Source organism: Mesorhizobium sp. CU3 (assembly GCF_006442965.1).
Lineage (GTDB): Bacteria > Pseudomonadota > Alphaproteobacteria > Rhizobiales > Rhizobiaceae > Mesorhizobium.
The window spans coordinates 48,574-61,150 of sequence record NZ_VFWX01000025.1 but is presented as its reverse complement, the minus strand read 5'-3'; the positions used below and the strand labels follow the sequence as shown (position 1 = coordinate 61,150).

Annotated in this window: 16 protein-coding genes; 10 read left to right on the top strand and 6 right to left on the bottom strand. The window is 63.4% G+C overall.

What is annotated here, in order from left to right; translation table 11 throughout:
* Window positions 1-74 precede the first annotated feature (74 nt).
* The gene (locus tag FJ988_RS28865) at window positions 75-542 is read right to left on the bottom strand and encodes a hypothetical protein (protein ID WP_140822463.1); all 468 of its coding nucleotides are present in this window, start codon (window positions 540-542) and stop codon (window positions 75-77) included.
* Between the two features lie 258 nt (window positions 543-800).
* Here FJ988_RS28865 and minC point away from each other — a divergent pair, with 258 nt between their 5' ends.
* From minC to FJ988_RS28830, 6 genes are all read left to right on the top strand, one after another.
* Window positions 801-1,727 carry a septum site-determining protein MinC gene (gene minC / locus FJ988_RS28860; protein WP_140822461.1) on the top strand — a complete coding sequence of 309 codons (927 nt, stop codon included), beginning with the start codon at window positions 801-803 and terminating at the stop codon, window positions 1,725-1,727.
* 107 nt (window positions 1,728-1,834) lie between these two features.
* The gene (gene minD / locus FJ988_RS28855; protein WP_140644956.1) at window positions 1,835-2,650 is read left to right on the top strand and encodes a septum site-determining protein MinD; all 816 of its coding nucleotides are present in this window, start codon (window positions 1,835-1,837) and stop codon (window positions 2,648-2,650) included.
* On the top strand, window positions 2,647-2,919 hold the full coding sequence (gene minE, locus FJ988_RS28850) for a cell division topological specificity factor MinE (protein ID WP_042638296.1): 273 nt from the start codon (window positions 2,647-2,649) through the stop codon (window positions 2,917-2,919). Before minD ends, minE begins: the two co-directional genes overlap by 4 nt.
* A gap of 337 nt (window positions 2,920-3,256) precedes the next feature.
* Window positions 3,257-4,144 carry a DMT family transporter gene (locus tag FJ988_RS28845; protein ID WP_140822459.1) on the top strand — a complete coding sequence of 296 codons (888 nt, stop codon included), beginning with the start codon at window positions 3,257-3,259 and terminating at the stop codon, window positions 4,142-4,144.
* A gap of 308 nt (window positions 4,145-4,452) precedes the next feature.
* A complete protein-coding gene (locus FJ988_RS30985; protein WP_246688690.1) occupies window positions 4,453-4,992 on the top strand; it encodes a hypothetical protein in 540 nt (179 codons plus the stop codon).
* Between the two features lie 378 nt (window positions 4,993-5,370).
* Complete coding sequence (locus FJ988_RS28830; protein WP_140822453.1) at window positions 5,371-5,871, top strand: hypothetical protein; 501 nt, start codon at window positions 5,371-5,373, stop codon at window positions 5,869-5,871.
* Between the two features lie 223 nt (window positions 5,872-6,094).
* Here the strand turns inward: FJ988_RS28830 and FJ988_RS28820 are convergent, their stop codons facing one another.
* Both FJ988_RS28820 and FJ988_RS28815 read right to left on the bottom strand, forming a co-directional pair.
* Entirely contained in the window at window positions 6,095-6,739 is a 645-nt protein-coding gene (locus FJ988_RS28820) for a response regulator transcription factor (protein ID WP_140822449.1), read from the bottom strand.
* Window positions 6,736-8,136 (bottom strand): sensor histidine kinase, encoded by a 1,401-nt coding sequence (locus FJ988_RS28815; protein ID WP_140822447.1) that lies wholly within the window; start codon window positions 8,134-8,136, stop codon window positions 6,736-6,738. The genes FJ988_RS28820 and FJ988_RS28815 overlap by 4 nt, the downstream gene beginning before the upstream one ends.
* Before the next feature lie 537 nt (window positions 8,137-8,673).
* Here FJ988_RS28815 and FJ988_RS28810 point away from each other — a divergent pair.
* Both FJ988_RS28810 and FJ988_RS28805 read left to right on the top strand, forming a co-directional pair.
* A complete protein-coding gene (locus FJ988_RS28810; protein WP_140822444.1) occupies window positions 8,674-8,859 on the top strand; it encodes a hypothetical protein in 186 nt (61 codons plus the stop codon).
* A gap of 584 nt (window positions 8,860-9,443) precedes the next feature.
* Complete coding sequence (locus FJ988_RS28805) at window positions 9,444-9,593, top strand: hypothetical protein (protein WP_181183710.1); 150 nt, start codon at window positions 9,444-9,446, stop codon at window positions 9,591-9,593.
* Window positions 9,594-9,684: 91 nt separating this feature from the next.
* Here FJ988_RS28805 and FJ988_RS28800 read toward each other — a convergent pair whose 3' ends face one another.
* On the bottom strand, window positions 9,685-9,867 hold the full coding sequence (locus FJ988_RS28800; RefSeq protein WP_140822440.1) for a hypothetical protein: 183 nt from the start codon (window positions 9,865-9,867) through the stop codon (window positions 9,685-9,687).
* Window positions 9,868-10,086: 219 nt separating this feature from the next.
* On the opposite strand from FJ988_RS28800, the gene FJ988_RS28795 reads away from it, so the two are divergent.
* Window positions 10,087-10,236 carry a hypothetical protein gene (locus tag FJ988_RS28795; RefSeq protein ID WP_140822439.1) on the top strand — a complete coding sequence of 50 codons (150 nt, stop codon included), beginning with the start codon at window positions 10,087-10,089 and terminating at the stop codon, window positions 10,234-10,236.
* Between the two features lie 53 nt (window positions 10,237-10,289).
* On the opposite strand, the gene FJ988_RS28790 is transcribed toward FJ988_RS28795, so the two are convergent.
* Both FJ988_RS28790 and FJ988_RS28785 read right to left on the bottom strand, forming a co-directional pair.
* Entirely contained in the window at window positions 10,290-10,637 is a 348-nt protein-coding gene (locus FJ988_RS28790) for a hypothetical protein (protein WP_140822437.1), read from the bottom strand.
* Between the two features lie 115 nt (window positions 10,638-10,752).
* On the bottom strand, window positions 10,753-11,505 hold the full coding sequence (locus FJ988_RS28785; protein ID WP_140822435.1) for an SDR family oxidoreductase: 753 nt from the start codon (window positions 11,503-11,505) through the stop codon (window positions 10,753-10,755).
* Between the two features lie 102 nt (window positions 11,506-11,607).
* Between FJ988_RS28785 and FJ988_RS28780 the strand changes: the two genes are divergently transcribed.
* The gene (locus FJ988_RS28780; protein ID WP_140822433.1) at window positions 11,608-12,510 is read left to right on the top strand and encodes an AraC family transcriptional regulator; all 903 of its coding nucleotides are present in this window, start codon (window positions 11,608-11,610) and stop codon (window positions 12,508-12,510) included.
* The last annotated feature ends 67 nt before the right edge of the window (window positions 12,511-12,577 follow it).

Here is a 12,577-nt window from a genome sequence, read left to right as displayed (position 1 = left end):
TTGAGCCACGCCTTAGCCGAAAAAGAGATTGGCACCCGGCAACACCGCGCCGCCCACGGCTGTCCACACCACCCTCAACCCACCCAAACCGAGCACCCCACCGTCTGCCCGCTCGCCGGATCCCGCACGACCTTCGCGGCAACCCGCTTCAACCCCACCCGGTTCGCCCGCACTTCCTTGCTCGCGAGATAGGTGGGATCGCCGACCTCCCAGTGGTAGCGCGCGTTTGCCGGGGCGCGTTTCCAGGTGAATTTCGAGACATAGGCCACCTGTCCGGGGGTGGTGTCGGCGAAGCGGCAGTCGATGGTTGCCGGGATCATGCCTTTCGCCGCCATCTGGTTGACGACCACGTCGGCGTCGGCCGTCGCCAGCCACTGGTCCACGCTGCTCGCCCGGTATGCGATGCTGCTCGTTTGGTCTCTGGCCCCCATGCTCATGCAGCCGCCGAGCAGCAGCAGTGCGCCGATTGCCGCGCCTGCCTTGCTTGTCCACCGAATGACCGCCCGCTTGCTGCTGTTGCCACCTGCCTGATCGATACGCATGCTCCGTCTCCTTGCGCTGGAGGAATTAACCATGCCGCAGGGTGCCGGTGTTGACCGTCCCGGTATATTAGCAATTTCACATGCTTAGGCCGTCCGGGATCGTTCTCGGTCGGGATCGCAACGCCCGCCGGCCCCCTGTGACCGCGCCGCCACAGAACTTAGCCGCGTCATCTCTTAACGGCCCAAAACCTCAAAATTAACCTTTTGTTAACCATTGCGACTCCACCCTTTAACCATTGAGTAAGGATTCGCTTCGACGTGACCTTCGCCGCCCCTTTGCACAACAAATCCATCCGCTTTCGCGCCCGCTCTTTCGTCGCTTTCACGCTGACGCCGGAGGCCCCCATCGCCGACTGGCTGGAGGGGCTGGATCGCTGGATCGGCAACTCGCCGGGCTATTTTGCCGGGCGCCCGGTGGTGCTGGATCTGAACCTCCTGCAACCGGGACCGGAGGAGATCGGCGCACTGGTCGGCGTGCTTTGGTCGCGCGGTATTCGCGTCTATGCCATCGAGCTCGAAGGCGCGGAGCTCGGGCCGGACCTGCCGCCGCTGCTGTCGGGTGCCAAGGAGGCGACCGCCGAAGGGTTGCTGGGCCGTGCCGGACGCAAGGCGCGCGCCGAGGAACTGGAAGCCGCCGCCGGGGAGCGGGCCCAAGTGGCCGCAGAGGTGGTCAAGGCTGAGGTTGTCGTCCACGAAGCGCCGGCCGAAGCGCTAGAGGCCGATATGTCCGGCGATGAGCCGATCGACCCGGAACTGGCAAGGCTCGAAGCGGTCCGGATCGAGCCGGCGCAGACCGAATCTACCAAATCCAAGTCGGCGAATGCGGGGCAGGGCGCCGGGGAAATATCGCCCGCCGCCGGCACGCTGATGATCAAGGCGCCGATCCGCTCCGGACAGTCGGTGTTCCATCCGCATGGCGACGTCATCGTGCTCGGCTCGGTCGCGTCCGGCTCCGAGATCGTCGCCGGCGGCTCGATCCATGTCTATGGCACGCTGCGCGGCCGCGCCATCGCCGGCTCGGAAGGCAATATTTCGGCGCGCATCTTCTGCCGCAAGAACGAGGCCGAGCTGCTCGCCGTCGACGGCTGGTACACGACGGCCGAAGAGATGGAGGGCGTGTCGCGCGGCAAGGCGGTGCAGGCATTCCTCGACAATGATGCGCTGTGCGTGGTGCCGCTGGGCTGATCCGGCGGCGCAAGCTTCGGACCGGTTTCGCGTGCAAAACTAGTTAAGAGTCGGCCGTAACCCAGATGGCCGGACCCAAGATAAGAATCGCCAATGGAGGCTGGATAATGGGCAAGGTAGTCGTGGTCACTTCGGGCAAGGGAGGCGTCGGCAAGACGACCTCGACGGCCGCGCTAGGCGCCGCCGTGGCCAAGACCGGCAAGAAGGTAGCGCTGGTCGATTTCGACGTCGGTCTGAGGAACCTCGACCTCATCATGGGCGCCGAGCGCCGCGTGGTGTTCGACCTCGTCAACGTCATCCAGGGTTCGGCGAAGCTCTCGCAGGCGCTGATCCGCGACAAGCGGCTGGAGACGCTCTATCTCTTGCCTGCCTCGCAGACGCGCGACAAGGACGCGCTGACCGAGGAGGGTGTGGCCGAAGTCATCGCCAGGCTGCGCTCGGTGTTCGACTATGTCTTCTGCGACAGCCCGGCCGGCATCGAGCGCGGCGCCCAGCTCGCCATGCGCTTCGCCGACGAAGCGGTCATCGTCACCAACCCGGAAGTGTCGTCGGTGCGCGACTCCGACCGCATCATCGGCCTGCTCGACGCCCGCACCATGAAGGCCGAGCAGGGCGAGTTGGTCCAAAAACACGTGCTGGTCACGCGTTATGACGCAGCGCGCGCTTCGCGCGGCGAGATGCTCTCCATCGACGACGTGCTGGAGATACTGTCGACGCCGCTGCTCGGCATCATCCCGGAAAGCCAGGATGTGCTGAGGGCCTCGAATCTCGGCTCGCCCGTCACGCTCTCCGAACCGCTTAACGGTGCCGCCAAGGCCTATCTTGAAGCGGCAAGACGCCTTGAAGGCGAGGACCTGCCGGTGGTCGTCCCCTTCGAACGCAAGGGCTTTCTCGACCGGCTTCTCGGAAGGAGGGCCGCATGAGCATCCTCGACCTCTTCAAACGGCGCACCAGCGCGCCGGTGGCGCGCGAGCGGCTGCAGCTGCTGCTCGCTTATGAGCGCCAGAGCCGCGGCCAGCCCGATCTCGTCTCCATCCTGCGCGAGGAGATCATGGCGGTCATCGCCAAGCACGTGCAGATCGACCAGGATTATCTTCAGGTCTCGATGGACCGCGGCGCCACCATGTCGACGCTGGAGATCGATATCCAGATCCCCAACAAGAGCGCCGCGCCGCTCGCCATGGCTGGGTGAGTTTACCCTCCCTCTTGTGGGGAGGGCCGATCCGCAAAGCGGATCGGGGAGGGGCCTGCATCCCAGACGCTTCGTCATCCTCGGGCTTGACCCGAGGATCCATTCCGTGACCTTTGCCATGGAGTTCGGCCGTGCAGAATTCTGTAACCGTTGCAACGCCTTAGCGTCACGGAATGGATTCTAGGGTCTGCGCGCGTCGCTTCGCTCCTTGCTCCGCCCTAGAATGATGAGGCCAATGCGCCGCTGCTCCCCCTTGTCCCAGCCCTCCACCCGCAGCTGCCTCACGACAGCGTGAGCGCGGCGCCCTATCTGCATCCGCGTAGGGATGGAGCCAGGATTGTCCACGACGCAAACCGCCAAGCCGGATGCTCACATGGGCGCGCTCCCGGTGCTCGGGCTGCTCGGCGCCATCCTGTCGGTGCAGGTAGGGGCTGCCTTCGCCAAAGGGTTGTTTCCGGTGCTGGGCTCGCAAGGCACCACCATGCTCAGGCTCTTGATCGGCGCGCTGATGCTGGCGGCGGTGCTGAGGCCCTGGAAAGTGCTGCCGTCGCGCAGAACCTTGCCGTGGCTTGTCGCCTATGGCGTCACCGTCTCGGTGATGAACCTTCTGTTCTACGCCGCGCTCGAGCGCATTCCGCTCGGCATCTGCGTGGCGCTCGAATTCACCGGCCCGCTGTTCGTCGCCATGTTGGGCTCGCGCCGCCGGCTCGATCTGGTCTGGGTGGCTTTCGCGGTCGCCGGCATCGTATTGCTCTCTCCCTTTGCCGATGTCAGCCTCGGCCTCGATCCGTTCGGCGTGCTTTTGGCGCTGGCCGCCGGGGCCTGCTGGGGGCTTTACATCATCTTTGCCCAGAAGGCCGGCGCCGAGCTCGGCGCGCGCACCTCGGCCTATGGCATGGCGATCGCCGCGCTGGTCGCGCTGCCCTTCGGCTTTTCGGCGGCGGCGCCCCATCTTACCGATCCGCATATCATGGCGGCCGCGGTGGTCGTCGGCCTGTTCTCCAGCGCGCTGCCCTTCTGGCTGGAGATGATGGTGCTGGCCCGGATGCCGGCCAAGGTCTACGGCATGATCGTGTGCCTGGAGCCGGCCGGCGCGGCGCTGACTGGCTTTCTCTTCCTGCATGAGAAGCTCACCATGCTGCAAGCCGTCGGCATCGCTGCGGTCATCGCCGCTGCTTTCGGCGCCGCCGTCACGGCGCGGCGGGCGGTGCCGTCGCCTGCCTGAACGCTCTGTCGGCCCGGCGCGTCTACGGGGACGCGTCGCTCACCTAAAGGCTTGCCGAACTTGAACAAAACCGCTCTGTGGCGAAAATGTCAGACTACATCCAGTGGTTGAGGTAGGACTTAGGTCTGATCAGATTGCGGTAATAGGTCCGAGTGGACAAGACAGGGGTCGTGGGCCACTTCCTTATGGGGAGATGATTGGGGATGCTTATGATGCGACTTTGCCGGTGGGGTAGTTCGGCCGACGGGCTGAATGACTGGCATGGGGAGAATGGGATGTGCGCCTCGCGCAGGAGCTGCAGGCTAATCGTGCCGGCGCTGACTGTGATTGCGCTTGTTGTCGCGCCTTTCAATCTCTCCATCGACGGTCCCCTGATTGCCAAAGCCTATGCCGGCAAAGGCGGCAACGGTAACGGCAATGGCGGGAACGGTAACGGCAACGGCGGCGGCAACAACGGCAACGGCAACGGTAATAGCGGCGGCAACAACGGCAACGGGAACGGAAACAGCGGCGGCAACAACGGTAACGGCAACAGCAGCGGGAATAGCAGCAGCAGCGGGAATAGCAGCAGCAGCGGGAACAGCAGCAGTAGCGGGAACAGCAGCACAAGCGGCACAGGGACGAGCACAAGCGCCAGCACGGCAAGCACCGCCGATGTCGACGATCATGTGAACCCTGCAACCGGCGACAAGGTCGAGGTTAGCGGCAAGGGCATCCAGGTCACGCACCGCAACGGAATGAAGGAGAAGATCGAGAACGGCCGGTTCAGGATGGAAGACAAGTACGGACGCACCATCATCGACCGCAAGGCTACCATGGCCGATCTCAATCGCCTGAAAAGTTTGTAAAACAGAGTTTGTGATAGCGAGGTTTTATCCGGATTAGATCTTAAAGGGACTGAAGGTCAGCGCTGCAAAATCAGGTTGCCACCTTTTGCCTCGTCTCTACGGTCCTGATCGTCTTGCGGTAGAACTTTGCTACTCACCTTACCCCCGCCTTCGTGCGGGGGTAATTTTTTGAGCTTCGGCCGTGGCTGCCGGTTCCGACATTGGTCAGCCATGGCGGCAAAAATGGTCCGACCGGGCAGGGCATGGGTCGTGGGCCGCTTTCACCGCGACGCCTGAGTGTGATCCTTGTTCTGTTAACCTATCCGGTTTCCTTCAGGCCGATGCCCTTTAGCGGAGCTTTGGCCCATGCCGAGATGGAGCCGGCACGAAAAGGACAGGATGAGCCAACCCGCCCGCACAAGGCTTGCCAACCTGACGCTGCGCGCCGCTGCCGTGCTGGCGCTTGTCACCGCGCCCTGTCTGCTGGCGCCTGACAGCGTGACCAGGCTCACGTCCGTCGCCTATGCCGGCGGCAATGGCAATGGCGGCAACGGCAACGGCAATGGCAATGGCAACGGCGGAAACAACGCCGGCGGCAATTCCGGCAACAGCAACGCCGGCGGCAACTCGGGAAACAGCAATGCCGGCGGCAACAACCCCAATGCCGGCCCGGGCAACAACAGCGGCAAGGGCAACACCAATCCCGGCGGTAAGAACAGCTACACCAACGCGGCCGGCGACACGCTCTCGGTCGACGGCAAAAAGATCACCGTCCTGCATCGCAACGGCATGAAGGAGCAGGTTGAGAACGGCCGCTTCCAGATGATGGATGCGCAAGGCCGCACCATAATCGAGCGGCAGGCGACGGAGGAGGATTTGAATCGTCTGCTGAGTCTGTGAGGGCCTGGAAGAGCTACCCCCTTTTTCCCGCGCCCCCGCGTGTCACCCCCGCCTCGAGAGGCGGGGGTGATTGCGTTTGGGGAGGGGAATTGGGGAATTGGGGAACTGAAGAACTGAAGAACTGGAGAACTGGAGAACCGGAGAACTGGAGAAAAGGATGCAGCGCTCCCTGTCCGCCTCAATTCCTCAGTTCCCCAGTTCCCCAGTTCCCCAGTTCCCCAGTTCAGTTCTTTTCCCTCGCCTCGTGCATCAGCAGCGCCGCTTCCGTCCGGTTGCGCACGTTGAGCTTGGCCAGCACCCTGGTCATGTGATGCTTGACCGTCTTTTCCTGCAGTGACAGCCGGGCGGCGACCTCCTTGTTGCTCAGCCCTTCGGCCACCAGTTTCAGAATCTCGGCTTCTCGGCCGGTGAGTTGGCTGAGTGGATCGGGCTTGCTGCCGCTCGGCTGCAGAAGGTCGGAAAGCAGCCTGGCCGAAAGGCTCGGCGATACATAGCTCTGGCCGTTGGCGACATCGCGCAGGATTTCGGCCAGCGCCTTGGAGCCGACGCCCTTCAGCACATAGCCGCGCGCGCCTGCCTTCAGCGCCTGGGCGACGTCGGCATTGGTCTCCGAAACCGTCAGCATGACGACCTTCTGGTCGGGCACAACCGACAGGATACCGGCGAGCGCGTTCAGGCCGCCGCCCGGCATGCTGATGTCGAGCAGAAGAATATCGGGGGTGCTGGCGCGCACCAGCCTTCCGGCGTCCTCGGCGCTGGCGCCTTCGCCGATAAGTTCGAAGCCGCCTATTTCACTGAGGCTGCGCGCCACGCCTTCGCGAAACAGCGGATGATCGTCGACTATGGCGACGCGGATGGGTGTGTTCACGGTTGCTCCTCGACAGACAAGGTGATTACCAGTCTGGTTCCTCCCGGACCGGTCAGCGTTTCGAACTGCCCGCCTATGCTTTCGATACGTTCCCTGAGGCCGGCAAGCCCAAGCCCTTCGCTCCGGCCCGGATCGAAGCCGGGGCCGGCGTCCAGAACCTCGACCAGCAGCTTACCGCTTTTTGTCGTGGCTCTGACATGCTGGCCCTTGCCCTTGCCATGGCGGTAGGCATTGTTCAGGCCTTCCTGCACGAAGCGGTAGATGCTGATCTTTTCCGAGGTACCGAGTTCCGGCAAGCGCTCGGGCAGCGTCAGCAGCACATTGGTGCTCGTGCGCCGTTCATGCTCGGCCACTGCCAGCCGCAAGATGTCGGCGACTGCCTGGGTTTCGATCTGCGGCAGCACCAGGCCGTTGCAGATGCCGCGTATCTCGCGCATCGCTTCGCCCAGCGTCTTGTGAATGCCGGCGATCTCGGCTTCGCGCAGCATGCTCGATGTGCCTGGATCGACCAGCACGGGGCTGTCCATCCTGAGCGCGGCGAGCGCCACCAGTTGTGCCGGCCCGTCATGCAAGTCGGCCCCAATGCGCCGCAGATACCGTTCGTTGATGGCGGTGGCGCGCCGCGAGGCGCGCTGGACGCGCTGCCGCAGCGACGAGTTCTGAGCCAAAGCCGCCTGCAATTCGGAGACCTTGGCCTCGAGTGCCGCCTGCTGCGTGACGATGGTGCGGCTGCCACGGAAGACGATGCCCGAAAGCAGCGCAAGGGCTGCTGCCGTGGCGCCGGCCACCACCAGCCATGTCCACCACAGCGCCGAGGTAAGCGAGTCCTTGAACTCGTCGGCCGTTTCATAGAATTCCGAGACCGCGACAACTTCGCCCGACCAGGGCTCGCGCACCGGATTGTAGATTTCCAGCACTGGCACGTTGAAGCCTTCCTCTTCGCCCGCCGCGATGTCGTCGTCGAGATCGTTGTATTCGGCCACGACATTGCCGGCGAAAGCGGATTTGAGGTTGTGGTTGAGCCTGAACTGCCGGCCGATCTGACGGGAATCCTTGGCGTATAGGATCGCACCGTCCGGCCGCCACAGCTTGAACGACAGCAATCGCTTGCCGAGCGCGCCCTGGCCGAGCGTCTCGTCAAGCGCGCGCTTGACGGAGTCGTCGAGTTCCTGGCTCTTGCGCATGTCGGGCAGCAGTGGCGCGATCACGCTGTCGACATAGAGCGCCGTGGAGACGGCCGAATTATGCATGACGCCGTCGCGAATCTGCGAGGTCACCCAAAGCCCGACCACGAGCATGACGGCCAAAAGGCCGATGCCGCCAGCGATCACGAACTGCCAGGCCAGCGAGAGCCCGCTCCAGACCAGCGCAAGTTGCTTCAAATACCGCCCGAACATCGGCACCGTTCACCCACCCGTCCGGCAGAGTATAAGCCAGGGGAGGCAATTGCGACACCGACCTTGGTCCGTGCCCCTAGGGAAGGTTAATGAAGAACGCTAGCCGACGCTCGGTTCCGATTCGCAGGCGGGAAGAATGCTTCACCGCCGGATGGCAAAAACCCGCGCCGCCCCTTTTGAAGGAGAGCACGCGGGCCGGTTGCCACCTGAACTGCAGGTCATTCCTTACCTACAACGCCACACAAACCACCAATCGAGCCTCGGGTCTATAGCAAATGACATATCGCGGCATATACAGCGCCGTGACCAATCGGCCCTTGGTCATAAGCTTCTTTTGGTCGATCGTTGTAAGCGCCAATATATAGCGATGGAGGCGCGTTTCGTGGAAAGAGCCGCCCAGGCCTGTCGATGCTGATCGCTAAGACACTGGTGTCGCAACGGAATTGCCCCCAAAAGAAGTCAGGGCCAAGCTCTTGATGAGCCAAACACCACGCGCTTATGCTACGCGTCTCACCTTGCTGTTCTTGGCAACGCAGTATGGACGCCGGCGTAAAGAAACTTAAAAGAAACCAGCGGCTGTCGATTTTTGAGCTCGAGGCATTGCGGGAAGCTTTCAGGCAGTTCGTCCGCGAGAACGACGTCGCCGAAGCGCAATGGGCCGAGCACGCTGAGCTTTTTGTGCAAAAAACGCTGAAAAAACGCAGCCGCCTCGCGCGGGCTTGAGTGGCCTGGAGCGCTCGAAAGGCGATTTCGGTTCGAATCACCTGAAACCGAAGCCCTGTCCAGCCGATCGGGCATTATGCCGCCTTACGGCTGGTCCGTATCCTGCGATCATGTTCCGATCGCTGGGACCATTGCGCCGCCGCATAGGACCTCAGCCACAATTGCGGGCGCAACCGGAAACGGACACTCTGTCCTCACGCCGGCTCCCCCCAAGGAAACCCAATAGCCGGCCTTAGCCCGGCTTGCCTGTCAAAGGGCCTTGCTCTTTTACCGCCAAAGGCAAGCCGGGCTACCTACCTCGCTGCTGATCCCAGGCCATGCTCGTTCGTCATCTGGCGCCGAAGGAACACGCGCTGCCGGCAGCCCTGGCCGATACCCGGGCATCACGATGAGAAGTGTTCTCTGGTGCCCGTCAGCGGAGCAGTGAAGACGCGGAGCACGAAGACATCGGGCGAGGTGCGTGTGATCGTCCAATGTCGACGGAACGAAAAGCCGAGTAAGCGCGTTTTCCGCCGATGTCGAGGATCCCTCACCATCACAAGGTGGAAAGGTCGTACCAGGCGTCGGTTACTGAAGCCGATCGTTTGGCGCGCGAGCAAAAGAACGCCAGGCTCAGGGACCTGCGCACCCATGCTTCGTGGCTGGTGCTCGATCCGAACGCGCTTTTCCACGACGAGATCGACTGCTCGGCCCTGCTCGGGCGACGGCCTGCCGATCCGCAGGGCCGTCCGTGACCGCTGAGGCAATTCGAGGAAAGACGTTAAGCGCCTTTCGTGGGAGGAGTATTTCAGCGCGTGGCCTGAGACGGTTCGCCGGTTCGGTTGCTCAGGCGCAATCCTTCAACTCGACCACCTGGACGCCGAGGCGGAAGGCCTGGCCATCGGCATAGGAGCGCGCATATTGCTCGGCCTCGAAGGGGAAGGTGAGCGTCGTGCCATAGGCGGTGACGCGCACCGTCCACTTCCGGCCCCTGACGAGTTCCACGCCGTGAAGCTTCGCCGTCGCCATATCACCCTCCTCCGATCCGGCCGCTCGCGACCCTGACATAACGTCGCGGAAGTCATTTGAGTACAAATAATTCGACCTAATTGTGTCGCTGCGGGGTCGATTCCGACATTGTGTCGCTTGCGTCCGTGAAATGGTTCACGCTGGCCGCTTCGCAAATGCCGGCTGCCGGAACCTGGACGACGGCGGCGGGTTGGCCTTTCAGGCCGCAGGGAGGTCGCCATGATCCGCAAGCTGAAATCAGGCCAATACCGTCTTTATTCGCGCAAGCTCGATCCGAGGACCGGCAGGCGCCGCAATCTCGGCACCTTCAAATCTCGCAAGGCAGCCGAAAAACACGAGCGGGAAGTGCAGTATTTCAAGCGACACTAGAAGCCAAATGCGCCGCGGCAAAGGTTCGACGGCTTCCACGCCGATTATCCGCCTCAGCGGTGGCTGCTGCCGTGCGGGTGGGCGGGTGTCCTGGGTCTTGAGTGGCCGGGGACGTTGGAACCGATATGATCCATATCGCGGCGCCTCGCCACCATCTCGACGGAGGTGCTGTCAACCGTGACGCGCCCAAGCACCTGCACCGTGATCCGGTTTGAATCCTCGTCGATATGCACGACCTCGCCCTCAAGCCGCAGCTTGTCGCCAGCCTTGGCGTTGGGGGCCACCATGCAATAGCTGTGATCATTGCTGGGCAGGCTTATCACCACGCGGTCGTTGATACACTCGGTAACCGTGGCGACCAGCGCCACCCTGTCGCCTATCTCGACTGCTGGCCGTGTCATTGCGGCCTCCTCCCTGTTTCGCGTGGTTTGCCGCCGAAACCAACGGCTATATGGCGCGAGACATGCTTTCCGCGGCTTAAACAAACGCGAAAACAACCGTTTGGTTGCGAACGCGCTAAACCGCAGCCAGCGCCATCGAATCGGCGCCAGCGGGAAAACGCAGCGTTCCTGTCGTGTCGTTGACGGCACGCCACACGCCTTCGGCGACGTCGATTTCGCGCGTGGTCAGAGGCGCTGCCATGGCTGGCTCGTCCAGATCGCCGAAGATCGCCTTGGCGAAATCGGCATAGGCCTCGGGGATCAGGTCCTGGACGCGGACTTCCGTGTTTTGCGAGAACCGCGTCGTCGGGCCATAGCCGGGCTCGACCAGCTTCGCGCGAATGCCGAAAGGTGCGAGTTCGAGCGCCAGTGAGCCGGTGAAACCTTCGATCGCCTGCTTGCTCGCGGTGTAGGGCGCCGCCAACGGGAAGGGCGCCAGCGTGGCGCTCGATGTCACGTTGACGATGACGCCCGAGCCGCGCTCGCGCATCTGCGGGATCGCAGCCTGCGTCATCGCCATGACGCCGAACGTGTTGGTCTCGAAGATTTTGCGGATATGCGCCATCGGCGTGGCCTCGAAGGCGCCGGCGATACCGATGCCGGCATTGTTGACCAGCGCATCGATCGGTCCGGCGGCATCGATCGCCGTTGCGATGCTGGTCTCATCCGTCACGTCGAGCGGCAGGACGCGCAGCGCCGGCGAACGCGGCAGCAGATCCTCGCGCGGCCTGCGCATGGTGGCGATGACGCTCCAGCCATTGGCCAGGAAGTGACGGGCTGTTTCCAGGCCGTAGCCCGAGGAAGCGCCGGTGATCAATATGGTTTGCATGGGATCGTTTCCTTGTTGCTGGGTTTGCGGCGACAAGGTATGCGCGATGGGCAGGACTATCTATAATTGACAGTCCATAGTTTGTTTGCAAGAGTCCGGGATATGGTCGACCCGCTCTCTGAAGTCATAGGGCTGCTCAGGCCCCGCGCGGTGTTCACCAAAGGCATCAGCGGCGCCGGGCGCTGGGGTGTGCGCTACGCTGATTTCGGCCATCCGAGCTTCGCCATCGTCATCGAGGGCTCATGCCGCCTGGCCCTGGACGGGCAGCCGCCCTTGACGCTCGAGGCGGGCGACTTCGTTCTGCTGCCGACAACGCCGGGCTTCACCATGTCGGGCTTCGAGCCTGCGGTTCCGACCTTCATCGATCCCGATCTTGCCACGACAGCCGATGGCGAGGTGCGGCATGGCAGGCAGGACGGCCCACCCGACCTGCGCATGCTGGGCGGCTATTTTCTCTTCGACGGCGAGGATGCCGGCCTGCTGGTTTCGCTGCTGCCTGCCCAAGTACATGTCCGCGGCGTCGAGCGGCTGTCGGTGCTCGTGAAACTGCTGATCGAGGAGGCCGCCGGGCAGTATGCGGGGCGCGAGCTGGTGCTGACCAAGCTGATCGAAATCCTGCTGGTCGAATCGCTCCGGCAGACGCAGACGCCCGGCGCGTCGGCCGGGCTGCTGCGCGGCCTGGGCGACGCCCGGCTGGCCGAAGCGATCCGCAAAATGCACGCCGACCCGGCGCGGCCCTGGACGATTGTCGAGCTGGCCGGGGTGGCGGCGCTGTCGCGCTCCGCCTTCTTCGACCGCTTCCTGCGCAGCGTCGGCATGCCGCCGATGGAGTATCTGCTGTCGTGGCGCATGGCGTTGGCCAAGGACATGCTGCGCCGGCGGGAGGCCGACATCGCCGAGGTCGCAGAGCGCGTCGGCTACGGCTCCGCTAGCACCTTCAGCACCGCCTTCAGCCGCCATGTCGGCCAACCACCCGGGCGCTATGCCAGGGCGGCGGCGCATTAGTCGAAGGCCCCACTGTTGGCCGCGCTTGGCATCATTCATCCAACTGTTTGTTGCGTTCGCGTCGGCG

Coding starts and splice junctions, on each gene's coding strand:
- FJ988_RS28865 (WP_140822463.1), bottom strand. CDS start 542: ATGCGTATCGATCAGGCAGGTGGCAACAGCAGCAAGCGGGCGGTCATT.
- minD (WP_140644956.1), top strand. CDS start 1,835: ATGGGCAAGGTAGTCGTGGTCACTTCGGGCAAGGGAGGCGTCGGCAAG.
- minE (WP_042638296.1), top strand. CDS start 2,647: ATGAGCATCCTCGACCTCTTCAAACGGCGCACCAGCGCGCCGGTGGCG.
- FJ988_RS28830 (WP_140822453.1), top strand. CDS start 5,371: ATGAGCCAACCCGCCCGCACAAGGCTTGCCAACCTGACGCTGCGCGCC.
- FJ988_RS28815 (WP_140822447.1), bottom strand. CDS start 8,136: ATGTTCGGGCGGTATTTGAAGCAACTTGCGCTGGTCTGGAGCGGGCTC.
- FJ988_RS28810 (WP_140822444.1), top strand. CDS start 8,674: ATGGACGCCGGCGTAAAGAAACTTAAAAGAAACCAGCGGCTGTCGATT.
- FJ988_RS28800 (WP_140822440.1), bottom strand. CDS start 9,867: ATGGCGACGGCGAAGCTTCACGGCGTGGAACTCGTCAGGGGCCGGAAG.
- FJ988_RS28795 (WP_140822439.1), top strand. CDS start 10,087: ATGATCCGCAAGCTGAAATCAGGCCAATACCGTCTTTATTCGCGCAAG.
- FJ988_RS28790 (WP_140822437.1), bottom strand. CDS start 10,637: ATGACACGGCCAGCAGTCGAGATAGGCGACAGGGTGGCGCTGGTCGCC.
- FJ988_RS28785 (WP_140822435.1), bottom strand. CDS start 11,505: ATGCAAACCATATTGATCACCGGCGCTTCCTCGGGCTACGGCCTGGAA.
- FJ988_RS28780 (WP_140822433.1), top strand. CDS start 11,608: ATGGTCGACCCGCTCTCTGAAGTCATAGGGCTGCTCAGGCCCCGCGCG.